The following is a 25,738-nucleotide window of genomic DNA, read 5'->3' as shown; positions in this document are numbered from 1 at the left end:
TCAGGCGTGGACGGGCGGTCTGCATCCCGCCCATGGCTGCTTCGCTTCCAGCCGGTAGGCGAGGTCGAACAGCAGGTCGTCGCGGCCCGGCGCTGCGGCGAACTGGATGCCGATCGGAAGCCCATCCGGCGACCGGCCGAGCGGCACGCTCATCGCGGGTGCGCCGGCCGCATTGTGGATCGGCGTGTAGCCCGCGAATTCGATCAGCCGTTCGTAGAGCGTATCGAACGGAACCGTCGGCGCGAGGTGGCCGAGCGGCGGCGCCGCGGTGCGCAGCACCGGCGTCGCGATGATGTCGAAGTCGTCGAACCAGCCATTGTACGCCGCCGAGGCGGCGATCAGGCCGTCGGCAGCGTCCTGCCGTTTCGCCGGAGACATGCGCCGCGCGTGCTCGGCGAGCGCGAGCGTGAAGGGTTCGAGCAGGTCGGGCTGCGGCGTCGCCTTGGCCTGCATCATCGCGCCTTCCGCCCAATAGGTCAGGAAGTCGTGCATGACGCCGCGCTTCACTGGCCAGCGGGTCTGAAGGGGTTTCAGGCCGAGCGACGCGAGCAACTGGAGGCTGGCGTCGAACGCCGCGCGAACCGCGTCCGAAGGCATGATGTTCTCCATGCTTTCCTCGACGAAGCCGATGCGCAGCGGCCGCGCGCTGGCGCCCGATACGAAGCCGATGGGCGTGTTGGCGCTTGCGTCCTCGGTGAGCGCGAACACCATCGCGCTATCCCGCACCGAACGGGTGAGGACGTGCTGCACGCCGAGTTCGACCGGGCGGGGCGGGGGCGGCGCCACGCGGATCAGGCGTCCGCGCGAGGGCTTCAGCCCGAACAGCCCGCAGCACGCCGCCGGAATCCGGATGGAGCCGCCGCCGTCGCCGCCGTGCGCGATCGGCACGACGCCCGCCGCGACCGCCGCTGCCGCGCCGCCAGAAGAGCCGCCCGTCGACCGGTCCGGGTCCCACGGATTGCGAGTGGGGCCGGGGCCAAGCGCCTCGGATGTCGGCAGGAAGCCGAATTCCGAGGTCGTGCATTTCCCGATGATCGCGAAGCCCGCGTTCCTCAGCGCGTCGATATAGGGCGACTGGCCGGATGCGGCCCCGCCGTCATAGGCCCGCGACCCGTAGCGCGTCGGCAGCCCCTCGACGTCGAGAAGATCCTTGACGAGGATCGGCACGCCGGAGAACGTCCGCCCGGACAGCGACGGCACGAACCCCGGCGCGGTGAGGAAGTTGAGGTGCGGCTGCATCCGGTCGCGCGCGGCGACGGCGTCGGCGGCGGCGTGTTCGGCCGTCAGGCCGCCCTCGCGAATCCGCGCGGCGAGCGCCATGCCGTCACCCGTATCGGCGGCGGGCGCGGCGTTCGCCTTCGCCGCCAGCGGCGCGAGGCCGAGCGCGGCGAGGATCTCGCGTCGGCGCAGGCCCGTCACTTCGCGTCCTTTCCCACGTCCGTCGTGCGCAGGTAATAGCCGTATTTCGGGATGCTCACCTTGGCGCCCGGCACCGGGAAGGCGAACTCGATATTGTCGAAGCGCGCCGGTATGCCGTCGGTCCGCATCAGGTCGGCGCTCGTCTGCAACTGGTAGTGGAGATGCGGATAGCCCGTCGTCTGCGATCCGCCGAGCAGCGCGATGACCTCGCCCTGCCGCACCGTCTGCCCCGTCTTTACGCGCAGCGAGCCCTGCCGCAGGTGGCAGAAGAAGCTGACCTCGCCGTTGCCGTGGTCGAGCATGATCCAGTTGCCCGGCATGGCGTGGACGGGATCGGACATGCCCTGCATCAGCAGGTCGGCGGGCGTGTCGTCGGGAACGCCGTCGCGCGTCGCCACGATGGTGCCGTCTCCGGGCGCGATGATCTCCTTCTCGAAGGTGTAGACATCCTCGTTCCTCGGCACGGCCGCCGGGTTGTTGAGCAACTCGAACCGCTCGCCGAGCGCGACGATGTCGTAGGCGCCCCACTGGCCGAAATCGTCCTTGTGCGAGGGGTCGTCGTAATCGTGCGCCGAGATCGCCATGAAGTTCCCCTTGATCGGGAAGATCAGCGGCGTCTTCTGGTCGTAGACGGTCACGGGGAAGGTGCGCGAGACCGTTGCCGTTCGTCCTTCGTCGTCGCGCACAGTCATCTCGTAGCGGATGGCGTCCACCGCCGCCGGAATGGGCGTCGTGAAATGATGGCGGAACACCGACACCGGCGCGCGTCCCGAATAGCGCGACAGCACCGTGCGGCGGGTCGTCTTCAGTTCGGCGGCGGAGAATGTGACTGTGCGGAACGCCGTGCCTTTCGCTTCGAGGAACGCCGTGCCCGAGACCGGCTCCACCCATCGCCCGTCCGCTTCGTCGAGAATGAGGTCGAGCGTGAAGGTTTCCGTTGCCGGGTAGGAGATCGCCCACGCCGGGTTGATTTCCCAATCCGAGTCGCTGACGAGAAAATCGTGCTCCTTGAAAAGCCGCGACGGCGCAACGTCGAGGCTGATCGCGAGCGCCGCCGCGGCGGCCGCGCGCGCGACCGGCGGCAGTTTTTCCGTCAGCGGCCGGTAGGACGCTACCGTGATGGAGATGCTTTGCCTGCTGTTGTCCGGCGCGGCGTCGCGGATACGGAACGGCAGCAGCGCGCCGCCCACCGCGCGATAGTCCTCGAAGCGCGACGTGCTGACCGCCGCCCCCTCGTCCCAGCGCGTCGGGTAGTCGCGCCGGAACGGCAGGAACGTCTTCGCGTCGACGAACAGGCTGGAGCCGTCCTTTATCGCGACGCGATAGGCCTTGCGGCCGTCCACGTCCTCCTGTTCCAGCTTCGCGTCGGCGCGCGGCTGAAGCGGCCCCATGAAAGGCAGGAACAGCGATGCTGCGCGCGTGCGCGCGAGCGCATCGGGCGCCAGCTCGCGGGTGCGGCCGGGCGCTTCCGGCTGCATCCCGTCCCAGCCGTTGCGCTCCGTGCCGCCGCGCGCATCCACGTCGCGCGCCACCTGATAGACGGCGGTCGAGATGGAGACGCTGAGCCGGTCGCCGCCTTCGCGGCTCACGCGGAACTGCGCAGGCATCCGAAACGCCTCGCCGGTGCCTTCCAGCGCCCACCCGGCCGCGAGTTCGGCGGAGGGGGTCCCGAGCGCCTTGCGCATCCGTTCGAGGACATGGTCGGCGGTGACACCGGCATTGGCGGCCCCGGCCAGCAGCATCCACGCCGCAAGACCGGCAAGGCCGGTCCTGCTCGGTACGGCTTTCCACGCCGCGAGGCTGGAGAGGCAGTTCCTCATCGGGATGGTTTTCCACGTCGGGAGGCCGGAGAGACCGGTTCTGCTCGGGATGGCTTTCCTCCCTGCGAGGCCGGAGCGGCCGGTCCTCACCGTGGTCTTCCCCGGCGCAAGGCCGACGACGCCGGTTCTGCTCGGGATGGCTTTCATCGCGGTTTCCGTCGCTGCCGATGGAGCGCCACCGTTTCGTCGGTCCGTGCCGAGGACGGCGTTGACGGCGGTTTCCGCCCCGGCGGATGCTGTCGAAGCGGTTGCCCCTGAAACGGACGCCCCTGAAACGGCTGCTCCCGGAGCGGATGCCCTCGAAGCGGATTTCATCATAATGGATGTCATCGGAAAAGCGCCCACGCCCTCTGCTCCCATTGCTTTTCTCTAGATTATATAAAATATAATATTTGTCCACAGCGGAGGGGACTGATGTGAATGCGATCTTCGTTCGGCCCGCCCGCCGACAACTTGGTATACTTACCGTTCTCGCCATCCTGCTCGACGGGCTCGACGGGCAGGCGCTGAGCTTTGCGCTGCCTGCGATCGCGTCCGAATGGGGCGCGGAGAAGAGCGCCTTCGGAATCGTCTTCATGGCCGGGCTCGTCGGCATGTCGGTCGGCACGATCCTTCTGGGCTACGCCGGGGACCGCATCGGCAGGCCCGCCGCGCTCGGCATCAGCGTCGTTCTGTTCGGCCTGTTCACCGGCCTTTGCGCGCTCGCCGGCAGCGTGAACGAAATCCTCCTCCTCCGCTTCATCGCCGGGCTCGGCATGGGCGGCGCCATTCCGAACGCGGCGGCCCTGATGTCCGAAACCATAGCGCCCCGCTGGCGGGCCGTCGCGGTCACGGCCACGATCCTCTGTATTCCGCTCGGCGGCATGATGGGCGGCATCCTCGCGTCCTGGGTGCTGCCCGCCTACGGGTGGCGGCCGCTGTTCATCGGCTGCGGGCTGTTCTCGATGCTGCTCGGCGCGCTCCTGTTCCTGGAGAAGCGCGGCCCCGTATCCGTCTCGCCCGATTTCCGGCCGCTGCCGTCGCCGGGTTTCGGCGAGACCGTGGCCGTGCTGCTCGGCACGGGCGCGCGGCGCGACACGCTGGCGATGTGGGCGGCCTATTTCTGGTCGATGATGGCCGTCTATCTCTCGCTCAACTGGCTGCCGAGCCTGCTCGCGGGCGCGGGGTTCGATCTCGGCGACGCGAGCATCGGCGCGGCGCTTTTCAATTGCGGGGGCATCGTCGGCGCGCTCCTCGGCGCGTCGCTGATCCGCCCGCTCGGCTCGCGCGTCGTCCTCGTCGCGATGGCGCTGGGCGGGGGCGCGGTCAGCGCGTTGCTGGCTGCCTATCCGCCGAATCCCGCGGCGTTCGCGCTCAGCGTTTCGCTCATCGCCCTGCTCGGCGTGTTCAGCGCGGGCATCCAGTCGATCCTCTTCGCGGTGGCCACGCAGCTCTACCCCGTCGAGACGCGTGCGACCGCGATCGGCGTCGCCGTCGGGTTCGGGCGCACGGGCGCGATGATCAGCGCGCTCGCGGGGGGCGTCCTCATCGGCTGGCAGGGCGGCGGCTATTTCCTCGTCTCGGCGCTGCTGATGGCGATGCTCGCCGTCTCGCTGATGGTGCTGCGCAGGCATATCGAGCGGCATCGTGAACCGGCTTGATCGCGCCTACGCCGTAGCGGACCTGCGCAAGGCCGCACACGCCCGCCTGCCGAGGCCGGTGTGGGACTATCTGGAAGGCGGCGCGGACGGGGAAGTCTCGATCGTCCGCAACGCTGCCGCCTTCGATGCCTATCCGCTCGTGCCCCGGGTTCTCGCGGGCGCGGCCCGGCCCGACGCGTCGACCAGCCTTTTCGGTCAGCGGGTGGCCGCGCCGCTCATGCTTTCGCCGACCGGCATGTCGCGCCTGTTCCATCCCGGCAAGGAGATCGCCGCCGCACGCGCCGCCGCCCGTGCGGGCGTGTTCTACGGCCTTTCCACCTTCGGCACGACCTCCATCGAGGACGCGTCGGTGCCCGGCGCGCCGAAGCTGTTCCAGCTCTACATGTTCCGCGACCGCGGGCTCACCGCGGAGCTTCTCGCCCGCTGCAAGGCTGCCGGTTATCACGTGCTCTGCCTCACCGTCGACACCACGACACCGGGCAACCGGCTCAGGGACAAGCGTCACGGCTTCACGGTCCCGCCGCGATTGGGGCTGCGGTCGGCCCTCGACTTCGCCCTGCGGCCCGGCTGGGTCGCCGGTCTCCTCAGGGACCGCGATTTCCGGCTGGTCAACGTCGGCAGCCGCGTGCCTGCGGGCGGGACGGAAGCGTTCCTCGCCTACGCCAACCGGGAAATCGACCCGGCCATAAGCTGGCGCGACGTCGAATGGCTGCAAACGCTCTGGGACGGGCCGATCGTTCTCAAGGGCGTGCTCGCCATCGACGATGCCGTGGAAGCTGCGAAACGGGGCGTCAACGGCCTCATCCTCTCCAACCACGGCGGGCGCCAGCTCGACAACACGGTCGCGCCCGTCGATGCTGTCCGCCCCATAAGGCAGGCGGTCGGTTCGGACCTGACGCTGGTCGTCGACGGCGGCGTCCGCCGGGGCGGGGACATAGTGCGGGCGCTCGCGCTCGGTGCGGACGCCTGCTCGATCGGCCGTCCCTATCTCTACGGGCTTGCGGCTGGCGGCGAAGCGGGCGTCGCGCGCTGTATCGACCTGCTGGTGAGCGAGCTCGTCCGCGCGATGCAGCTGTGCGGGGCCGCTTCCATCGTTGACATCCGCGCGAGGCCGCTGCTCGTTTAGCCAGCCTTGATCCTCCTGAAGAAGCGGGACTATGACTCGATTATTCTGAAGAATCAGGGGATTTTCCATATGCGTCGTGTTGCTGCCGTCACCCTTGCGCTCATGTCCACCTCGCTGCTCGCCGCGCAGCCCGCGCCCGTGGGCGAGGCCGTGACCCTCGTTTACGCCGGAACGCTGCTCGCCGAGCCGGGCAAGGCGCCGCGCGGGCCGAGCACGATCGTCATCCGGGACGGCAAGATCGCCGAGGTGCGCGACGGCTATGCCGAGCCGCAGGCGGGCGTGAAGGTGGTGGACCTCAAGGACCGCTTCGTGATGCCGGGGCTCATCGACCTGCATGTCCACTTCTGGGGGATCGGCGGCGATCCGCTGCGCGCCCGGCTCACCGCCATGACGAGCGATGATGCCGACGACATGATGTACGCGGTCTCGAACGCGCGGGTCACGCTCGATGCCGGTTTCACCACGGTGCGCGACCTCGGCGGCAATCCGCGTGGCATCCGCGCGCTGCGCGACGGCATTGATCGCGGCAACATCGCCGGGCCGACGATCGTGAACGCAGGCGCGCCGATTTCCGTTTCGGGCGGGCACGGCGATCCTTCGAACGGCCTTGCGGAGACGTTCTTCAACGCCGTCCACCAGCACCAGATCAACACCTGCGACGGACCCGACGATTGCCGCCGCGCGGTGCGTCAGCAGGTCGCGCTCGGCGCGCAGGTCATCAAGTTCATGTCGACGGGCGGCGTGCTCTCCAACGTCTCGGGCGGTCTCGGCCGTTCGATGACCGATGCGGAGATCAAGGCCGTGATCGACACGGCGCACGGCCTCGGCCGCAAGGTCGCCACCCACAGCCACCACGCGGCAGGCACGAAAGCGGCGATCCCGGCGGGCGTCGATACCGTCGACCACGGCTCGTTCCTCGACGACGAGGCGATCAGGCTGCTGAAGACGCACGGCACATGGCTCGTGCCGACCATGCTTGCGGCCAACACCGCCGTCGAACAGGCGCGTGGCGGCGCTCTGCCGCCCGCCGTGATCCCGAAGGCGGAAGAAGCCGCCGCCAATGCGTTCAACAGCCACAAGAAGGCGTTCGCGGCGGGCGTGAAGGTCGCCTTCGGCACCGACAGCGGCGTTTCGAAGCACGGCGACAACGCCCGCGAGTTCGCCCTGATGGTGAAGGCGGGCATGTCGCCCGCCGCCGCGCTTCAGGCCGCGACCGTGAACGCCGCCGAGGCGCTCGGCCGCTCGGCGGCCATCGGCACGATCACGTCCGGCAAGGACGCCGACATCATCGCGGTGGCGGGCAGCCCGCTCGAGGACGTGACCCGCATGGAAAGCGTCGACTTCGTGATGCGTCACGGCGTCGTCCACAAGGCGGGCGGCAAGCGGCAGGGGTTCCCGGCGGACTGAACCGCACCATCCCGAGGTGGGGATGATGCAGGTGGCGCGCTCGCCTGAGCGCGCCGCATCGCATCGTGGGATGAGGCCATTCGCGGATACGATTGGACATCGCCGCGTGTGGCGGCGTCTATGGGTACGGGGAGATCGGCCGTGCACTTTCGCGTTCTGCAATCCGTCTGGGGCCTCGACAAGTGTCCCGGCTTCGACATCGAGGCGCGGCTCGATGAAGCGCTCGAACGCGTCGTCGCGGCCGGATTCGACGGCGTCGGCGTGAATATCGCGCGCGTCGCCCGCGCCGCGGGCGTGTCGCGCGTGATGGGGGCGCATGGGCTCTATTGGGAAGGGCAGGTGCTCGTGCACGATGCCGGGCAGCTCGCCGGCTACATCGACGAAGCCGTGCGTCTCGGCGCCGGTCACGTCAACGTGCAGGTCGCGGGCCCCGTGCGGCACCTCGCGGATGCGATGCGGCTGCTCGAAAGTCTGCGCCGCGTTTCGGATACCGCGCCGCTGCCGGTGTTCTACGAGACGCACCGCGGGCGCCTCACCAACGACCTGCTGTTCACGCTCGGCATTCTCGATGAAATGCCGGACCTGCCGCTCACCTGCGATCTTTCGCATTATCCGGTCGCGGGCGAGATGGAATTGCCGCTGCGCGAGGACCAGCTCGCTGCGATTGAGCGGTTGCTGCGTAACGCCCGGAACTTCCATGGGCGCATCTCCACGACGCATCAGGTGCAGGTCGCCATGGAGGCGCCGCAGCATCGCGGCTGGCGCGATCAGCACATGGCATGGTGGAGGCGGGGTTTTTCGCTGTGGCGAGCCTCGGCAGGGGAAAACGATGCGCTTCCCTTCATGTGCGAGCTCGGTCCGCCGCCCTACGCGATCACCGCGCCGGACGGGCGCGAACTCACCGACCGCTGGCAGGAGGCGCAGCGGATGCGGGAAATCGCGCGCGGCTTGTGGGACGAGGCCGCTACAGAGAGCCCAGCGCCGCTGTCTGCCAATCCGTGAAGAGGGCATTTGCCGCGTCGGCGCTGATCGCGGGCTGATAGTCGCGGTCGTAGCGGATGCGCGCGGTGAGATCCGCCTCGCCGAAAAGGCCTGCGCCGATTCCGGCGGCCATCGCTGCCCCGAATGCCGAGCCTTCGGCGACTGCGTGGCGGCGAACCGGGCGTCCGATGAGGTCGGCCTGCAATTGTAGCAGCGTGCCGCTCGCGGAAAGCCCGCCGTCGACGGGCAGCGTTTCGGGCACGCCGAACTCCGAGGCCGCGAGCACGTCGACGATCTCGCGCACGCGGCAGGCGATGCCGGTGAGCGCCGCGCGGGCGATGTGGGCGCGGCCTGCGCCGAGGCTGAGCCCGGCGATCAGCGCCTGCACGTCGAAACGCCCGTGCGGCGCGCCGAGCCCTTGCAGCGAGGGGCGTATGGTCACGCCTTTCGCGTCCTCGACCGATGCGGCTGCGACCTCGAGATCGGCGCCGGACGCGAACAGGCCGAGGCCGCAGAGCCATTCCACGAAACTGCCGATGCTGACGACCATACCTTCGATGCAGAAACGCGTGCCGCCGCCCACGCGCGTCATCGCCGCCACCGGCATGGTGCGATGGGGCGAAACCGGCCGCGCGCCCGTCGACATCATCAGCACGCCCGAGGTGCCGTAGGTCATCTTCCACGCCCCCTCGGCGAGCGCGCCGTGCGCGACCATGCTCGCCTGCTGGTCGGCGAGCAGCGCCGTCACCGGGATGCCGCCGAGCGCGTCCGCTGTCGCGATCTCGCCCCAACTGTCCACGATTTTGGGAAACATGCGCTCGGAGAGGCCCTGGAAAGCGAGCAGGCCGGCATTCCAGCGCGTGAGGTCGCCGGGGTCGACGTAGCCGCTGATCCATGCCGCGGAGAGGTCGGTGGCGTGCACGCTGCCGCCCGAGAGCTTCCAGAGCAGCCAGCTGTCGAGCGTGCCCCATGCGAGATCGCTGCCCTCTGCCGCGGCGAGCGCGGCTTCGAGCTTGGCGGCGGGCACCTGCGGCCACGACAGGAAGCCCGCTGCGCGCAGCTCGCGGTAGCGCGCCATGCCGCGCAGATCGCTCCACACGATCATCGGCGCGGCGGCGCGCCCGGTGCGCCGGTCCCACACCACGACGCTGGCGCGCTGCGTCGTGAGGCCGATCGCGGCGATATCCGCCGGCGTGCGGCCCGCGCCCGCGAGTGCTCCGTCGATCACGGCGCGGCAAGCCTCCCACACCGCATCGGCATCCTGCTCGACACGGCCCGGCGCCGGGAAATGCGATTCGATCCCCTGCTTACACACGCCGAGCACGATGCCCCCGGCGTCCGTCACCATCGCACGCACGCCGGTTGTACCGGCGTCGAGGGCGAGCAGCAGCTCAGGCATCGGGAATGAGGTTGCCCGGATTCATGATGCCTTCGGGGTCGACGGCGGCCTTGATGCGGCGCAGCAGGGCGATGCCCGCAGGCCCGAGATCGCTGAGGAGGTAGTCCTTGCGCACCCGCCCGGCGCCGTGATGGTGGGCGACGCCGCCGCCGTGGCGCACGGTCGCTTCCATGATCTGCCGCCAGCATTCGAAATAGGTCGGCTCCATCGGCGCCGTGTCGCCCTCGAAGCGTGCGGCGAAGCTGAAGTAGAGATTGATGCCGCTGCGATAGACGTGGGAGCTGTGTGCGGAGGCGTTGATGATGCCCGGCACGCCGTTCAGCCCCGCGATCGCGTCCTTGTAGATCGCGCCGATGCGGCTCCAGTCGGCCGAGATCTCGACCGTGTCGGCAACGATGCCGCGGTCGAACATGTCGCGCCACGAGGGCACGTGGTTGCGGCGCTCGATCCATTCCTTGCCGGCGTTCCCGTCCCCCGGCGACAGCCCGGCTTCGGCGGCGATGGCGACGACGCCCGCCAGCTCGGCCTCGACGCGCGCTTCCGGCCCTTCGTGCACGAAGATCAGCATCGCCTTGCCCTCGCGGTAATGGTCGCGGAACAGGCGCTTGCCCTCGCGCGCGTCGTACTGGCGCATCACGGGCGGCAGCCAGTCCGCCTGCACGATGCGGCGCTGCGCCTCGAGGCCCTGGTCCATCGTGTCCGCGTAGAACGTGCTGAAGCCGCGATGCGCGGGCTTGCGGCGCAGCGAGAACGTGACGCCGGTGATGACGCCCATCGTGCCTTCCGCGCCCATCAGGATATGGCGCAGGTCGGGCCCCGCGGCCGCCCGCGGCGCCTTGCCGAGCGTGACGAGATCGCCGTTCGGCAGCACCGCCTCGATCGAATGGATGATGTCCTCGATATTGCCGTAGGCGGTGGAGAACTGGCCCGAGGCGCGTGTCGCGACCCAGCCGCCGACGCTGCTGATCGCGATGGATTGCGGCCAGTGCCCGATGGTGAGGCCGCGCGCCGCCACCGCCTCCTCGGCCTTCATGCCGTTGAGACCGGCGTCGAAGCTCGCGAGCAAATTGTGCTCGTCGATGCTGCGCACCCGGTCCATCGCGCTCAGGTCGAGAAGGATGCTGTCTGCGTCCGGCTCGATGCCGCCGCACACGCCGCTGCCGAGTCCGAACGGCACCAGCGGCACGCGCCGCCCGGCGGCGAGGCGCACGATCTTCTGCACGTCCTCCACGCTGGCGGGGCGCACGACGACGCCCGGTCGCGCAGGCGCCCGTCCTTCCCAGTCGCGCAGGTGCTTCACCGCCCACTGGTCGTAGCGGCGCGCATCCAGCGTCGCCGTGTCCGTGAATACGCGCGCCGCGCCGATCGCGCTCGCCAGCGCTTCGGTGATCGTTTCCATCAACCTTCTCCCGTTCCGCTGCGGAGAGCCGTCCGGCTCTTCCGGTTCAACTCCTCGCAATGCGCGATCTCCGCGGCACGGCGCACATCGCTCCAGCCGAGGAGGGGCGCCATCGTCGCTGCCGCCGGTGCGAGCGCGGCAAGCCCCGCGTTGTCGTCGAACCACGCGCGCGCGCTGCGCCGCACCCAATAGTCCTCCAGCGTTGCCGCACCTTCGTGCAGCACGGCGCGCGCGGCTTCGGCCGCCACATCGCCGCCTGCGTCGAGCACCGCCTGCGCTTCGTTGCCATAGAGGCCGACGAGGCGCGCATTGTCCTCGCTGGCAGGAAGATGGATCGCCTCGCCGCCGGGCAGCGGGATCTCCGCCGTCGCACAGGGGTGGGCGCTGATGCCGAGCCGCTCGACGACAAGGTCGACGACGCGTGCCGCCATCGCGCGGTAAGCGCTGAGCTTGCCGCCGGCGATCGAGATCATGCCGGAGGGCGCGGTCCACACCTCGTCCTTGCGGGAGACTTCGCTCGCCGATTTGCCGGGCTCCGCGATCAGCGGCCGGACGCCGGACCAGAGCGCGACGATCTCCGCGTCGGCAGGCCGTTCGGTCTTCATGCGCAGCGCGAGCGTATCCAGCAGATAGTCGACATCGGCGCGCGTGAATTCCGGCCAGTAGCCGACCTGGCCGTGGAACACGTCAGTGGTGCCGACGTAGGTGAAGCGTCCGCGCGGCACGGCGAAGATGCTGCGCTTGTCCGGCGCGCGCAGGACGATGGTGGCGTTCACCGGCAGGCGCTCGCGCCGCAGCACGAGGTGGATGCCGCGGCTGAGCGAGAGGCGCGCGCCGCCCTCGGCGGGATCGAGCGTCCGCACCGCGTCCACCCACGGCCCGGCGGCATTCACGATCAGCCTCGCGCAGACGCGCGCACCGGCATCCTCGCCGGCAAGCGTCGAGCGAACCACGGCGCCGGTCGCCTTGCCGCTTTCGATCACCAGTCCGGTTGCGGCGGCGTGATTGAGGACGACGGCGCCCGCATCCTGCGCCGCCCGCACGTTCGCCAGCACCAGCCGCGCGTCGTCGGTGAGGAATTCGGGGTAGACGACCGCGCCGTTCAGCCCGTCCATCCGCATCAAGGGCTCGCGCTGCGCGAATGCGGCGGCGTCCAGCACCTCGTGGCGCTCGCCTTCGGGGACACCGCCCAGCTTCTCGAACGTCCACAGCGCCGCGCGCAGCTTGGTTGCGGTCGCCAGCGAGTTCGTGGGCACGATGAAGGGTGTGATCCGCGCCAGATGCGGCGCGATCCGCCGCAATATCTGCCGTTCGGACGCGGCCTCGCGCACGAGCGCGACGTCGCCCTGCGCGAGATAGCGCAGCCCGCCGTGGATCATCTTGGACGAGCGGCTGCTGGTGCCGCTCGCATAGTCGGCGGCTTCGACAAGCGCCACCGAGAGCCCGCGCATCGCGGCATCGCGCGCGATGCCGGCACCCGTCACGCCGCCACCGATCACCAGCAGGTCGAAACGCGTGCTGTCGAGCGTATCGAAGACAGATGCGCGGGACCATGCGTCGAGGCTGCTTCCTGTCATGTCAGTGGGCCATCCGGATTTGCTGCGGGACGGGGCCGGAGCCCGACACTTCGATGATGGGCAGCAGCAGGTGCAGCCAGAGCAGCCCGATCAGATAGGACACCGAAACGAGCGCGAACATCGGACCATAGCTGCCGGTCGCGTCGAGCACCCAGCCCGCGATCTGGAGTACGAGCATCCCGGCGAGGTTGCCGCAAAGCGCGCCGATGCTGATGACCGTGCCGATGCGTTCGGTCGGAACGATGTCCGTGGCGGTCGCGAACAGGTTCACCGAAAAGCCCTGATGCGCGGCGAGCGTGAGGCCGAGCAGCGCGACGGCCGCCCAGTAGTTGTCGACGTGCAGCACGAGTGGAACGGGCAGAACGAGCAGCGCACAGACGAGCAGCGTCAGCTTGCGCGCGCGGTTGAGCGACATGCCGGTCGCGAGCATCCGCGTGGAGGCGTAGCCGCCGATCAGCGACCCGATCGCAGACATCGTGTAGACCGTGGCGAGCGGCAGGCCGAATCCGCGCATGTCGAGCCCGAACACGCGGCTGAACAGGTCCGGCATCCAGAACAGCAGGAACCACCACACCTGATCGGACATCACCTTCGCACCCGCGATGGCCCATGTCCTGCGATCGCGCAGCACGATCCGCCACGGCACGCGCGCGCCGCTCGCCGCGGCGTCGGAAGCCCCTTCGCCCGGCGGCGGCGCCCGAAACACCGGCAGGCGCAGCAGCACGAACCACGCCGCGACCCAGACGAAGCCGAGCCCGCCGACGATCCAGAACGCCGCCTGCCAGCTCAGCGCCAGCGCGATGGCGGGAATCGCGAGCGGCGCGATGATCGCGCCGCAGGTGTTCGCCGCATTGTTGATGCCGAGCGCGAGCGAGCGTTCCTTCGCGGTGAACCATACCGCGATGGTCTTGATCGCCGCCGGGGTTCCCAGCGCTTCCGTCGCGCCGAGCGCGATGCGGACCACCGTGAATTCGCCCATCGTGCGCGCGAAGCCGTGTGCGACGGCGGCGAGGCTCCACGATCCGACCGCGAGCGGATTGGCCGCACGCCAGCCGACCCGATCGACGATCCAGCCCGCGAACACGAAGCTCGCGGCGGCGGCGAACTGGAACACGGCGACGAGATAGCCGTAATCGGAATCGCTCCAGCCGAGTTCCTTTTCCAGCATCGGCTTCAGCACGGCGATCATCTGCCGGTCGGCGTAGTTGAGGACGCCGCCGAAGATCACGAGGAGGAGAAGGATGCCGCGCGCACCGAGCATTCAGCGTACCGAGGCGATGCGTTCGAAGAGATCGGCGTGGGCGGAGTCCGCGCGGTAGAAAACCGGCGGTTCGCCGAAGGGCGCCGGAACGGTGACATCTTGCCCGCCGGCATGGCGTTTGCCGCTCCACACGTGCACCCACTCGGCGCCTGCGGGCAGGTATGCCGTCCAGTCGCTGCGATCCGCCTCGATCACCGGTGCGACGAGAAGGTCGGGGCCGTAAAGATAGGCGGTCTGGATTCCATAGGTGCGCGCATCGTCTTCGAAATGCAGGAACAGCGGGCGCTGGACGGGAAGGCCGGTCTCGGCGGCTTCGCGGGACAGCATCCGCAGGTAGGGCGCGAGATGCACGTAGATGCGCGTCATCCGCGCGAAGTGTGCGAGCACCTCGGGGTCCTGGTCGATCTGGAGGTTCTGGAGCGGCCGGTTGCCTTCATGGCCGCGCATCACCGGCGTGAACGCGGCCATCTCCGCCCAGCGCATCAGCAGTTCCGGCGTCCGGACGTTGTCGAACAGGCTCGTATAGCCGCCGACGTCGCTGTGATGGAACGCATTGCCGACGAGGCCCGAGGAGAGCGCCGCGCAGATCACCGTGCCGATGCCGTCGTGGCGCGAGAAATCGACCGACTGGTCGCCCGCCCACAGCAGCGGGCAATAGCGCTGCACGCCGCTGTAGCCCGCGCGCATGAAGAAGATCGCATCGCCCGTCTTGCCCCGACTGGCAACGGCGCGGGCATTCACCTCCGCCCACAGCACCGGCCATTCGTTGTGCGCGAGCGTTGCCTCCTTGCCGCTGGCGAGACGGATGTCGGTGGGAAGGTATTCGCCGAAATCGGCCATCCATCCCATGATGCCGAGATCGAGCATGTTGCGCGCGATGACATGTTCGGCGAACCACTGCGACGCTTCCGGGTTCGTGAAATCGACGACGCCGCAATCGAATTCACCGAAGTCGACGAGATAGGTTTCGTCACTTTCGAGCTTTTTGGCGAAATAACCTGCCTTCTCCGCTTCGGGATACAGCGACCCGTCCACGCAGAGATAGGGGTTCACATAGGCGAGGAAGCGGATGCCGCGCGCCGCAAGCGCTGCGATGCGCTTCGGAAGATCGGGATAGCGGGCGGCGTTGTACTGCCAGTCCCAGAACAGCCGCCGTCCGAACGACGTCTCACGTAGGCCTGCCCAGTCTTCGCACCACAGACCCGAAACGGCGACGCCGGCGTCGCCGTATTTTTCGAGTCGGTCGAAGCTGTTCTCGCCGTCCTTGAGGCCGATGATCGCCCCGTCATAAACCCACTCGGGAAGCGGCGGCTGCTTGCCGAAGCGGTCCGAGAGCGCCATCACGAGGTCGCTGAAATGCGGCCGCGCCCACAGCTCGATGCGCGCGGGCACGTCCCACACCTCGATCTCGTGGAATCCTTCGCGGCGGAAATCGAAGGCCGACCACGCCGTGGTCTCCACGTGCAGCGCGTAGCGCCGCGAACTCACATAGGTCGGCTGCGGATAGTTGGTCCGGTAATAGTCTCCACCCGAATTGCTGCGGCGGTCGGCCTGCCACGTGATGAGCGTCGACTTGTCGCGCCCGACGCCGGGTTCGGAGGTCCACAGCGGAAACCGTCTGCCCGCCATGTCGAAGTACGAAAGCTGCTCGCCGCCGCCCCACACATGCTCACCCGGTTCGGCGACGACGCGAATCCATATCCGGTTGATCGCCGGATCGAGGGCTTCGAATGCAATGGCGGCGTCGGTTTCGTTGCCGTCGATGCGGAGCGCGAGAACGGCCGGCGACGCGGGGGACGTGGAGAGATATACTTTGTCTCCGCGAATCTCCGCGTGCCGCAGCGCGACGCGCTCGATGACATAGTCCTCGATGTCGAAATGGCCGTGGTGCATGGCAATCGAGGCGTCGCCGCGCCCGATGAAGAGGACGGGCGTCTCCGGCGCATGGCGGAGAATCGTTCTCCCGCCCAAGTTCAGCGTGAAACCGCCCTCCTGCACCTCAAACGCCATGCCGTTCCTCCCCGGGCAGTCTTTTACCGCCTCGCACTTTTCAATTCGAGTCTTATGTCTAATATAAGAGTTGGTCAAGGCAACGATATGAACCGGGGAGGGAACGATGCGCGGGCTGATGCAGGAATGGTCGCTGACGGTGGACAGGATCATCGACCATGCGGCGCGCTGGGACGGGAAGCGGGAGGTGGTGACGCGCGCGCTTTCCGGCGAGATCGTGCGGACCGACTATGCCGCGATGCGGGAACGGGCGCGGCGGCTTTCCGCGGCGCTCGCCGCGCGCGGCATCGGCCGGGGCGATCGCGTGGCGACGATGGGCTGGAACAGCTTCCGTCATGTCGAGGCGTGGTTCGCGATCATGGGCATGGGCGCCGTCTGCCACACGCTGAACCCGCGCCTGTTCCGCGAACAGATCGTCTACATCGCCAATCATGCGGAGGACCACGCGATCATCGTCGATCCCTGTTTTCAGGATTTGCTCGCCGACATGCTGCCCGCGCTTCCGCGCCTCGGCGCGATCATCGTCATGGGCGAGGCGTCGGAGGTCGCGCGCGACCGGCTGCCCGGCGCGGTCGATTACGAATCGGTCATCGCCGAAAACCATCCCGAGGCCGCGTGGGGCGGCTTCGACGAGGAAACGGCCTGCGCGCTCTGCTACACGTCGGGCACCACCGGCAATCCCAAGGGCGTGCTCTACACGCACCGTTCCAACGTCATCCACACGCTGATGACGTTGCAGCCGGACGTGTTCGGCTTGTCGATCGCCGACGTCGTCATGCCGATCGTACCCATGTATCACGCCAACGGCTGGGGTCTGCCGCTGTCCGCGCCCGCCGTCGGCTGCAAGCTGGTGCTGCCGGGAAGCCGCCTCGACGGCGCATCGCTGCATGACCTCTGCGAGCGGGAGGACGTCACCTTCGCCGCCGCCGTGCCTACGGTCTGGCAGGCGCTGCTGCAACACCTCGACGATACGGGGGGACGGCTGACCACGCTGCGCCGCGTTCTCGTCGGCGGCGCGGCGTGCCCGGAATCGATCATCCGGCGGCTGCGCGATCACGGTGTCGAATCGAAACAGGGTTGGGGGATGACCGAAACCTCGCCGATCGGCAGCCATTCGAAGCTGCTCCCCGAAATCGCCGCGCTTCCGTTCGACGACCAGGTGCCGTGGCGGCTGAAGCAGGGGCGGCCTCCGTTCGGCGTCGATCTCAAGATCGTGGACGACACCGGCAACCGGCAACCGCACGACGGCGCGGCGCTCGGGCGCCTGCACGTGAAGGGACCGACGGTGGCGTCCGCCTATCTCGGTGGAACGCCGGGGGACATCCTCGACCGGGAAGGGTTCTTCGACACGGGCGACATCGCCGACATCGACGCCGAGGGCTATATGCGGATCGCCGACCGCGCGAAGGACGTGATCAAGTCGGGCGGCGAGTGGATCAGCTCGATCGAAATCGAGAACATCGCGCTCGGCCATCCCAAGGTGGCGCTGTGCGCGGTGATCGCGATCCCCGATCCGAAATGGGACGAGCGGCCGCTGCTCGTCGTCCAGCTCCGCGACGGCGAAACCGCGACGGCGTCCGAAATGCTCGGAACGCTCGAGGGGCGGATCGCCAAGTGGTGGATGCCGGAGGGTGTCGTGTTCGTTCCCGAAATGCCGCTCGGCGCGACCGGCAAGATCGACAAGAAGCGGCTCCGCGAGCGCTTCCCCGCAGCCTTCTGAAACGGAAGGAGGCCGGCATCGCTGCCGGCCTCCCGCGACCCGGGGTTTTCGTTTCCGTCTAGAACTGGAACCGTGCGGCGAGCCCGAAGTAGCGCTGGTCGTCGCGGGGCACGAAGCGCACCGCGCCGGCCGCGGAGCCGTATTGCAGCACCGACGAGTAGCTCTTGTCGGTGATGTTGCGGACGAAACCGCGCAGCTGCCAGTTGCCGCCGCCGGTGTCGCCGATGATCGCGACGGAGGCGTTCCAGATCGCATAGCCCGGCTGGATCGTGTCGGGCGTTTGGGTGATCGAGGACTGCGTTTTCGTCTTGTAGGTGATGTCGGTCTGCAGCTCGAGATCGAGCGCATCCGAGAGCGCCAGCGTGTACGTCGCGTCGCCGAACAGCTTCCAGCGCGGTGCATAGGGGAGCGGCTGCCCGTCGAAATCTATGCAGGTCGCGCCGGTCGGGCAGTTGAACGCGTCGATCTTCGCCTTGTTGTAGGTGCCGTTCATCGTGAGCGTGAGTGCAGGCGTCGCGCGGAACGTGATGTCGGCCTCGATGCCGCGCGAGGACACGTCGCCCGCGTTGGTGAGACGGGTGACGATGGCGCCCTGGAACGTGTCCTGGAAGTTCGTCTGATAGCCGGAGAACTCGGTGATGTACGCGGCGAGGCTCATCTGCAGCCTGCGGTCCATCGTGTTCGCCTTGAGGCCGACCTCGTAAGACTTCGACGTTTCCGGATCGAGCGGGTCGACCGCGTTCTGCGGCATGTTGAAGAAGACGTTGAACGCCTTGCCCTTGTAGCCGCGCGAGAAGGTCGCATAGGTGACGACTTCGTCCGCCAGATCGTATTGCAGGCCGAGTCGCGCCGTGTAGTCGGTGTCGTCGGTCTTGCCGGCGTTGGAGATCGGGCCTGCGATGCCGGTGGTTCCCGCGGCGCCGGCATCCGTCACGCGGTTGTGATAGAACGACAGCTCGTCGCGCAGCAGGCGGCCGCCGATGATCGCGCGGAACTGATCGGTGAAGTTGACGTTCGCCTCGCCGAACACGGCATAGTTCTTGGAAGTGATGCCGTAGCGCGCGATGCCGTAGTTGCTGACGAGATCCGCGCCCACCAGCCGCGTGATGTCACGCCGATACACCTCGTCCGTGTCGGCCTTCAGGAAATAGAGCCCGACCACGTAGTCGACGAGGCCGCCTTCCGGCGAGGTGAGGCGAAGCTCCTGCGAGAACTGGTTCGACCGGACCTCGCCGTTGTCGATGCCCTGCGCGATCACGCCCGGCGCGCCCGTCACCGTCTGCGTGTCGAAGCCGTCCCAGTCCTGGTGCTGGAAGTTCTTCCACTCGCGATAGGCGGTGATCGAGGTGATGGCGAAGTCGCCGACCCGCCAGTCGACCTGCATTGATCCGCCGTAGTTCTTGTCGCGGACGTTCGTATCGAAATTGGCGCTGATCTCGCGGTTCTTGCGCGAGGGCACGATGCCGCGCGCGGCGAGGATGGCGGCGAGCGTGGGGTTGGCCGTCACGGCGTTCGTCGGATAGGCGACGCGGTCGGTGCTCACGAAGACGCCGATCGGAACGTCGTCCTTCGTATAGACATAGTCGGCCGCGAAGGTCAGCGTCAGGTCTTCGTTCGGCTGCGCGACGATCTTGGCGCGCGCGCCGCGGCGCTTGTAGCCGTTCACGTCGCTGCCGGTGATGACGTTCTTCACGTCGCCGTCGAAACCGCCGATCAGGCCGGTCAGCGAGTAGAACAGCTTGTCCTCGACCAGCGCGCCCGATGATCCGGCGCGGAACCGGTACTCGTTGTCGTCGGTGATGGAGGCTTCGAGCGTCTGCGCGGAATCGTTGGTCGGGGTCTTGCTGACGATGTTGATGACGCCCGCCGACGCGTTCTTACCGAACAGCGTGCCCTGCGGGCCGCGCAGCACCTCGATGCGCTCGATGTCGAGCAGGTCCAGCGTCGACTGGCCGGGGCGCGTCAGCACCACGCCGTCGAGCACGGTTGAGACCGAAGGCTCGACGCCCGGCGACGTCGAAATCGTGCCGACGCCGCGAATGAACACGGTGCGGTCCTTGTTGGAGGCGCCGGTGCGGAAGTCGACCGTCGGCACGCTGCGCGCGATGTCTTGGATGTTGTTGAGGCCGCGGTCGGCAAGGTCGTCGCCGGAGAGCGCGGAAAGCGCGATCGGCACATCCGTCAGGGCTTCGGCGCGGAACCGCGCCGTCACCACGATCTCATCCACCGCGCCCGCTGCATCCTGTGCCAGGGCCTGATGCGGCAACGTCATGGCGAGCGCCAACGCGCTGGCCACGGTCAAACGAAACGGCGTTGTCGAAACCTTCATGCTTTTCCTCCCGTGCACGTTCTGTCGATCCGTCTCCGTGCGGATTCCCATCTTGTCTAATACATCCTATGGCATAAGACAACAGTTATGTATTATATAAGAGTTAAGGTGGCGTGACGATGGCTGCGCGCTCGGCGCAAGGGGTGGAGGCAACATGCAGTATATGAAGGAATCGTGCCTCATCGGCGGGGCGTGGGTCGGCTCTGCTTCAGGCGAGCGCATGGAGGTGCTGAACCCCGCGACCGGTGAACGCATCGGAACCGTGCCGCGCTGCGGGCGCAGCGAAACGGCGCAGGCGATCGCGGCCGCTCATGAGGCATTTCCCGGATGGCGCGATACGCCCGCGCAGGAGCGGGCCGCGCTGATGATGAAGCTGCACGATCTCATCCTTGCGAATCGCGAGGCGCTCGGCCGCCTGCTCACCGCGGAGATGGGCAAGCCGCTCGCCGAGGCCGTGGGCGAGATCACGCTCGGCGCCGCCTATCTGCGCTGGTTCGCGGAAGAAGCGCGCCGTGTTTACGGCGAGATCATTCCCTCGCCGTGGCGAGGGCGGCAACTCCTCGTCACGCGGGAACCGGTCGGCGTAGTGGGTGCGATCACCCCGTGGAATTTTCCCAGCAGCATGATCGGGCGCAAGCTGGGCGCTGCGCTCGGCGCCGGCTGCACAATGGTCGCCAAGCCCGCCAGCCAGACGCCCTATTCGGCGCTCGCGCTCGGCGCGCTCGCCGAAGAGGCGGGGCTTCCGCCGGGCATCCTCAATATCGTCACCGGCTCCGCATCGGAGATCGCCGCGGAGATGTGCGAGAATCCGCAGCTCCGGAAGATCACGTTCACAGGCTCCACGGAGGTCGGCAAGCGGCTGGCGTCACGGGCGATGGCGCACATGAAACGCGTGTCGATGGAATTGGGCGGCAACGCGCCGTTCATCGTGTTCGACGATGCCGATCTCGATCGGGCCGTCGAAGGCGCGATGGTCGCGAAGTTCCGCAACGCGGGGCAAACCTGCGTCTGCGCCAATCGCCTCCTCGTCCAGTCCGGGATCTACGATGCGTTTGCCGCGAAACTCGCTGAGGCGATGCGCGGGCTTCATGTCGGCAACGGGTTGCAGCCTGGCATCACGCAGGGTCCGCTCATCGACGCGGCCGGCGTCGCAAAGGTGGAAGACCATATCGCCGACGCCGTCGAACACGGCGCCCGCGTCGCGCTCGGCGGGCGGCGCCATGCGCTCGGCGGCACGTTCTTCGAGCCCACGCTTCTGCTCGGCGTCACCGGGGAGATGCTGGTCGCGTGCGAGGAAACCTTCGGTCCGCTCGCGCCGCTGTTCCGTTTCGCGGATGAAGCCGAGGCGCTGCGTCTCGCCAATGCAACCGAATACGGGCTCGCGGCCTATGTCTACACGCGCGATCTCGGCCGTGCCTTCCGGATGATGCAGGGGCTCGACTACGGGCTTGTCGGCGTCAACGAAGGGCTTATCACCACGGAGGTCGCTCCGTTCGGCGGGCACAAGGACTCGGGGATCGGTGTCGAAGGCTCGCGCCACGGCATTGATGACTACACGCAGTTCAAGTACGCCTGCGTGGGCGGACTTGCCTGATGTGCCGGCATTGCCTTTGCCGCGAAGGAGGTTCTATATGCTCTGTCTTATAGAAGTGTTCCTCCGGGCGGACGTTTCCGGGTGGATCGCGAGAATGAGGTCTTGATGGAACTTCCCGGCTATCGCCCGCTCTACCGACAGGTTTACGATATCGTCGTCGGCAAGGTGGCGCAGGGGGTCTGGAAGCCGGGCGAAGCCTTGCCGAGCGAGCAGGCGCTGGCGCGTGAACTCGGCGTCAGCCAAGGCACGATGCGAAAGGTGCTCGATGCGCTGACTGCGGAAAAGGTGCTGGAGCGGCATCAGGGCAAGGGCACGTTCATCGCGGAAAACACGCAGGAGCGGGCACTGTTCCGGTTCTTCCGCATGGTGCGCGCGGACGGTTCCCGCGTCACGCCCGATTGCGGCGCCGAGACCGTGAAGGTGCGGGCCTCGCGCGCGGTCGAGCAGCAGAAGCTCGATCTCGAAAAGGGCGACCGGGTTGTCGAGATCCGCAGGATTCGCCTGCTCGAAGGAAAGCCGGCAATCCGCGAGACGATCGTTCTTCCGGCGGCGCTCTTCCCCGGTATCGAGGCACGCCAGCCGCTGCCGAACACGCTCTATTCGCTCTACCAGACCGATTTCGGGGTCAACATCGTCGCCGCCAACGAGAGGCTTGGCGCCGAAATCGCGGACGCGGAGGATCACAAGCTGCTCGGTGCGCCCGTGGGCGCGCCGCTGCTCACCATTGACCGGATCGCACTGTCGCTTCAGGACCGCAAGGTGGAATGGCGTCTCAGCCGCGTCTACGCGCCGCATCTCGCCTACGCGATCACGCTCAGCTAGGTCGGCACCCGGTCAATTCTGCGTCAGCCCCCCGTCGACGATGAAGTTGGCGCCGGTGCAGCCCGCGCTCTCGTCGGAGCCGAGGAACAGCGCCATGCGCGCGACGTGCTCGCCGGTCAGCCGGAATTTCAGGCCCTGCAGTTCAATGAATTGCCTGTCGAGTTCGGGCGTCAGCCACAGCGCTTTCTGGCGCTCGGTGAGGATCGCGCCGGGCACGATGCAGTTCACGCGGATGCCCGCGCTCCCGACCTCGCGCGCCAGCGTGCGGGTGAGGCCGTTGATCGCCGCTTTCGCGGTCGAATAGCCGGCCATGCCCGGCCGCCCGCGCATCCATGATACGGAGCCCATCATCACGATCGACCCGCCGCCGCGCGCCGTCATGCCCGGCACCACGGCCTGCACGGCGAAGAACTGGTGGTCGAGGTTGAATGCCAGCATCCGCCGCCAGTCCTCCGGCTCGATCTCGCCGAGCGCCTGCCGGTCGTCCTTGCCGGCGTTGTTGACGAGCACACCGATGCCGTCCTGCTCGGCCTCGATGATTGCCACGGTTTCGCGAAGCGCGGCGATGTCCGTCAGGTCGCAGGCATGGAAGCGTGCGCCCGTGCGTTCGGCGACCGCGTGCCCTCCCGCCTTGTCGATGTCGATGAAGGCGACGCGCGCGCCCTGCGCCGCGAACGCCTCGACGATCGCTTCGCCGATCCCCGAGGCGCCGCCGGTGACGAGCACGGAGCGGCCTTGAAGCGAGGCATAGCGGGCGGAGGCATAGTCTGCGGTCATGCGGCGGTCCGTTTGAAGGGGGTGGCGGGAAGGCCTGCGACGTCGACGGGCATGGCGTGCAGCGCGCCGCCGCTCTCGCCGCCCACGGTGGTGAGGAACAGCGTCTTCATGTCGGGACCGCCGAACGCGGGCATCGTCGTGCCGCGCACGCTGGCCGGGTACTCGGCCATCAGCCGCCCGTCCGGGTCGTAGCGCTGCACGCGGCCCCCGGCATAGAGCGCGGTCCAGTAGCATCCCTCCGCGTCCACTGCCGCGCCGTCGGGGCGGCCGCGGTCGGGCGCATCGGGGTCGAGCCTCGCGAACACGCGCCGGTTCGCGATCTCGCCGGTCTCGGGGTCGTAGTCGTGTCGCCACACGGTGAACCGCGGCGTGTCCGAATGATAGAGCGTGCACCCGTCCGGCGAGAAGGCGAGGCCGTTCGAGGTGAGCAGGCCGCCCACCAGCGGCACGAGGCCGCGTGCGTCACAGCGGTAGAGCGTCGCCGCGCCGTTCGCGCGCGTCTCGTCGACGGTGCCGACAAGCAGACGCCCCCTCGGATCGACGCACCCGTCGTTGAAGCGGCTCGTCCGCTGATCCTCCGGATTCTCCGCGAGACATTCGCGCTTCCGGCCGTCGTCATCGAGCAGCCAGATGCCCGAGCGCATCCCGGCGACGAAGCCGCCGCCTTCGGCGGGCTGGACGCAGCCGATATGCTCATCCACCGCGTCCGCGCGGTGCGCGCCCGTCACGGGATCGTACCGGTGCAGTGTCCGGCCGAGGATGTCGACGAAGAACAGCATCTGCCGTTCCGCCGACCAGACCGGGCTTTCGCCGAGTTCCGCTCCGATCTCGAGCACGGGTTCGAAACGTGTCATGCGATTCCGATCCTCATTTCTCCCGCGAGCGTTTCGCCGGGCGCGAGCACCGTCATTCCCGTATCGCTGCGGTTGATGGCGTTGGCGGCGTGTGTCACCGGCTCCGCCGCGATGAAGGGACGGTCTTCGGGTGCGAACAGGCGCAACCAGCGGAACACCGGATCGGCGCGCAGCACCGTATCGCCGATGCGGACAATCCCGTCCCACCCTTCGAAATCATTGTCGACACCGACGGCGTAGACGGGCGCGAGATCGCCGCGCGCCGGCAACATGTCCGGTCCGTTCCGCCAGCCTCTCGCGGCGTTGAAATCGGCACGGCTTGCGGGTGCGCGCGGAAAGAACGGATGGAAGCCGAACCCGGCGGGCGCGGCAACTGCGTCCGTATTGGTCAGCGCGATGCGGATGGAAAGCCCGTCTTCCAGCGCGATCTCCTGAACGGCGCGGAACGGGAACGGCCAGTCCGCGTCGCCCGCGTGCCGAAGCGCGAGCCTGACGCGCGTCGGCGATGCCGCTTCCACCTGCCACGCGCGCTGCCAGCCGACACCGTGGAGCGAATGCGGATGGTCGCCGAAGTTGCGCCTGAGCTGCCAGCGCCGACCGCCGAATTCGAAGGCCGCATCGGCAATGCGGTTGGCGTAGGGAAGCATCGCGTAGCAGGCCATGCGGCGCACGTCGCCGCTCAGCACCGCATCGTCCGGCGTCTCGCGCAGCACGGGGGCGCTGCCGCGGCGCAGCGATGCAATCGCGCCGCCCGCGCCCGGCACGACCGTCGCCGCCCACGCGCCGGCCCGAAGGGCGATGACGCTCAATATGCGGCCTCGCCGGTGGGGGCGGGCGTTTCGCCGCGCAGCGCCGCCTGCCATTCGGCGGCGCGGCCGGTCATCATCGCCATGTCGGACGCGACCGCCGCGAACGTGTAGCCGTAGCCGATGAAGCGCCGCACCATGTCCGGGTTCGGCCCCACGATGCCGATGGGCTTGCCCGCCGCGCGCGCGGCCCTGGCGGCGTCCGCGATCGCTGCCTGCACGTCGCCGTGCGCGATGTCGCCGAGATGGCCCATCGCGGCGGACAGATCGCCCGGCCCCACGAACAGCGCATCGACGCCCGGCACGGCCGCGATCTCGGCGAGGCGGGAAACCGCGCCCGGCGTTTCCAGCTGCACGATCACCGCCACCTCGTCGTTCGCCCGGCGCAGATAGTCCGGCACGCGGCCGTAGCGCGACCCCCGGTGAACCGCGGCGACGCCGCGCACGCCCTCCGGCGGATAGCGCGTGTACGAAACCGCTTTCAGCGCTTCGTCCGCCGTCTCCACGAACGGCACCATCAGCGTCCGCGCGCCGGCATCCATCACGCGCTTCACCAGAACCTGATCGTTCCACGCGATGCGGACGACCGGCTGCGCCGGCGTGCCCGAGATCGCGCGCAATATGTCCGCCGTCCCGGGCACGCCGATCGGCACGTGCTCCATGTCGACGACGAGGAAATCGAATCCGCAGAAGCCGAGCGCCTCCGCGGTCGAAGGCGCGCCGGACATCAGCCACGTGCCGATCGGCGTCTGCGCCGTGTCGGCAAGCGTGCGCTTGAAGGGATTGAGCGGTTCCAT

General features: G+C 68.3%; 19 protein-coding genes. 7 read left to right on the top strand and 12 right to left on the bottom strand.

All coding sequences use genetic code 11. From position 1 onward, the window contains the following. Together PE061_RS00945 and PE061_RS00940 are read right to left on the bottom strand one after the other, a co-directional pair. Nucleotides 1-1,419 carry an amidase family protein gene (locus tag PE061_RS00945; protein WP_271257374.1) on the bottom strand — a complete coding sequence of 473 codons (1,419 nt, stop codon included), beginning with the start codon at nt 1,417-1,419 and terminating at the stop codon, nt 1-3. Continuing rightward, nucleotides 1,416-3,386 (bottom strand): peptidoglycan DD-metalloendopeptidase family protein, encoded by a 1,971-nt coding sequence (locus PE061_RS00940; protein ID WP_271257373.1) that lies wholly within the window; start codon nt 3,384-3,386, stop codon nt 1,416-1,418. The genes PE061_RS00945 and PE061_RS00940 overlap by 4 nt, the downstream gene beginning before the upstream one ends. A 269-nt stretch (nt 3,387-3,655) precedes the next feature. Between PE061_RS00940 and PE061_RS00935 the strand changes: the two genes are divergently transcribed. The 4 genes from PE061_RS00935 to PE061_RS00920 all read left to right on the top strand — a co-directional run bounded on the left by PE061_RS00935 (nt 3,656) and on the right by PE061_RS00920 (nt 8,414). Next, nucleotides 3,656-4,879: an MFS transporter gene (locus PE061_RS00935; protein WP_271257372.1), complete on the top strand. Its 1,224-nt coding sequence runs from the start codon at nt 3,656-3,658 to the stop codon at nt 4,877-4,879. Then, a complete protein-coding gene (locus PE061_RS00930) occupies nt 4,866-6,005 on the top strand; it encodes an alpha-hydroxy acid oxidase (protein ID WP_271257371.1) in 1,140 nt (379 codons plus the stop codon). The genes PE061_RS00935 and PE061_RS00930 overlap by 14 nt, the downstream gene beginning before the upstream one ends. Before the next feature lie 69 nt (nt 6,006-6,074). Then, nucleotides 6,075-7,412 (top strand): metal-dependent hydrolase family protein, encoded by a 1,338-nt coding sequence (locus PE061_RS00925; protein ID WP_271257370.1) that lies wholly within the window; start codon nt 6,075-6,077, stop codon nt 7,410-7,412. A gap of 141 nt (nt 7,413-7,553) precedes the next feature. Beyond that, nucleotides 7,554-8,414, top strand: coding sequence for a sugar phosphate isomerase/epimerase family protein (locus PE061_RS00920; RefSeq protein ID WP_271257369.1), 861 nt, complete (start codon nt 7,554-7,556; stop codon nt 8,412-8,414). Here PE061_RS00920 and PE061_RS00915 read toward each other — a convergent pair. The 5 genes from PE061_RS00915 to PE061_RS00895 are packed head-to-tail and all read right to left on the bottom strand — an operon-like array spanning nt 8,377 to nt 16,039. Then, the gene (locus PE061_RS00915; RefSeq protein WP_271257368.1) at nt 8,377-9,792 is read right to left on the bottom strand and encodes an FGGY family carbohydrate kinase; all 1,416 of its coding nucleotides are present in this window, start codon (nt 9,790-9,792) and stop codon (nt 8,377-8,379) included. The two genes, PE061_RS00920 and PE061_RS00915, sit on opposite strands and share 38 nt — an antisense overlap. Beyond that, complete coding sequence (locus PE061_RS00910) at nt 9,785-11,191, bottom strand: FAD-binding oxidoreductase (RefSeq protein ID WP_271257367.1); 1,407 nt, start codon at nt 11,189-11,191, stop codon at nt 9,785-9,787. The genes PE061_RS00915 and PE061_RS00910 overlap by 8 nt, the downstream gene beginning before the upstream one ends. Continuing rightward, a complete protein-coding gene (locus PE061_RS00905) occupies nt 11,191-12,768 on the bottom strand; it encodes a glycerol-3-phosphate dehydrogenase/oxidase (RefSeq protein ID WP_271257366.1) in 1,578 nt (525 codons plus the stop codon). The genes PE061_RS00910 and PE061_RS00905 overlap by 1 nt, the downstream gene beginning before the upstream one ends. Before the next feature lies 1 nt (nt 12,769). Continuing rightward, entirely contained in the window at nt 12,770-14,029 is a 1,260-nt protein-coding gene (locus PE061_RS00900; protein WP_271257365.1) for an MFS transporter, read from the bottom strand. Then, entirely contained in the window at nt 14,030-16,039 is a 2,010-nt protein-coding gene (locus PE061_RS00895) for an alpha-glucosidase (RefSeq protein ID WP_271257364.1), read from the bottom strand. Nucleotides 16,040-16,145: 106 nt separating this feature from the next. Here PE061_RS00895 and PE061_RS00890 point away from each other — a divergent pair, with 106 nt between their 5' ends. Further along, on the top strand, nt 16,146-17,759 hold the full coding sequence (locus PE061_RS00890) for a long-chain-fatty-acid--CoA ligase (protein ID WP_271257363.1): 1,614 nt from the start codon (nt 16,146-16,148) through the stop codon (nt 17,757-17,759). Nucleotides 17,760-17,817: 58 nt separating this feature from the next. Here the strand turns inward: PE061_RS00890 and PE061_RS00885 are convergent, their stop codons facing one another. Then, nucleotides 17,818-20,088, bottom strand: coding sequence for a TonB-dependent receptor (locus tag PE061_RS00885; protein ID WP_271257362.1), 2,271 nt, complete (start codon nt 20,086-20,088; stop codon nt 17,818-17,820). Nucleotides 20,089-20,242: 154 nt separating this feature from the next. On the opposite strand from PE061_RS00885, the gene PE061_RS00880 reads away from it, so the two are divergent. Next, nucleotides 20,243-21,682, top strand: a complete 1,440-nt coding sequence (locus tag PE061_RS00880) for an NAD-dependent succinate-semialdehyde dehydrogenase (RefSeq protein ID WP_271257361.1) — start codon at nt 20,243-20,245, stop codon at nt 21,680-21,682. A gap of 105 nt (nt 21,683-21,787) precedes the next feature. Next, on the top strand, nt 21,788-22,504 hold the full coding sequence (locus PE061_RS00875; RefSeq protein WP_271257360.1) for a GntR family transcriptional regulator: 717 nt from the start codon (nt 21,788-21,790) through the stop codon (nt 22,502-22,504). Nucleotides 22,505-22,516: 12 nt separating this feature from the next. Here the strand turns inward: PE061_RS00875 and PE061_RS00870 are convergent, their stop codons facing one another. The 4 genes from PE061_RS00870 to PE061_RS00855 are packed head-to-tail and all read right to left on the bottom strand — an operon-like array spanning nt 22,517 to nt 25,738. Beyond that, nucleotides 22,517-23,281: an SDR family NAD(P)-dependent oxidoreductase gene (locus PE061_RS00870; RefSeq protein WP_271257359.1), complete on the bottom strand. Its 765-nt coding sequence runs from the start codon at nt 23,279-23,281 to the stop codon at nt 22,517-22,519. Beyond that, nucleotides 23,278-24,135: an SMP-30/gluconolactonase/LRE family protein gene (locus tag PE061_RS00865; protein ID WP_271257358.1), complete on the bottom strand. Its 858-nt coding sequence runs from the start codon at nt 24,133-24,135 to the stop codon at nt 23,278-23,280. The genes PE061_RS00870 and PE061_RS00865 overlap by 4 nt, the downstream gene beginning before the upstream one ends. Continuing rightward, nucleotides 24,132-24,944: an aldose 1-epimerase gene (locus PE061_RS00860; protein ID WP_271257357.1), complete on the bottom strand. Its 813-nt coding sequence runs from the start codon at nt 24,942-24,944 to the stop codon at nt 24,132-24,134. Before PE061_RS00860 ends, PE061_RS00865 begins: the two co-directional genes overlap by 4 nt. Further along, entirely contained in the window at nt 24,941-25,738 is a 798-nt protein-coding gene (locus PE061_RS00855; protein WP_271257356.1) for an HpcH/HpaI aldolase family protein, read from the bottom strand. The genes PE061_RS00860 and PE061_RS00855 overlap by 4 nt, the downstream gene beginning before the upstream one ends.

This window comes from Sphingosinicella microcystinivorans, assembly GCF_027941835.1.
In the GTDB taxonomy this organism is placed as follows: domain Bacteria; phylum Pseudomonadota; class Alphaproteobacteria; order Sphingomonadales; family Sphingomonadaceae; genus Sphingosinicella.
The sequence above is the reverse complement of the archived record's forward strand: the minus strand, read 5'-3'. Positions and strand labels throughout refer to the sequence as shown.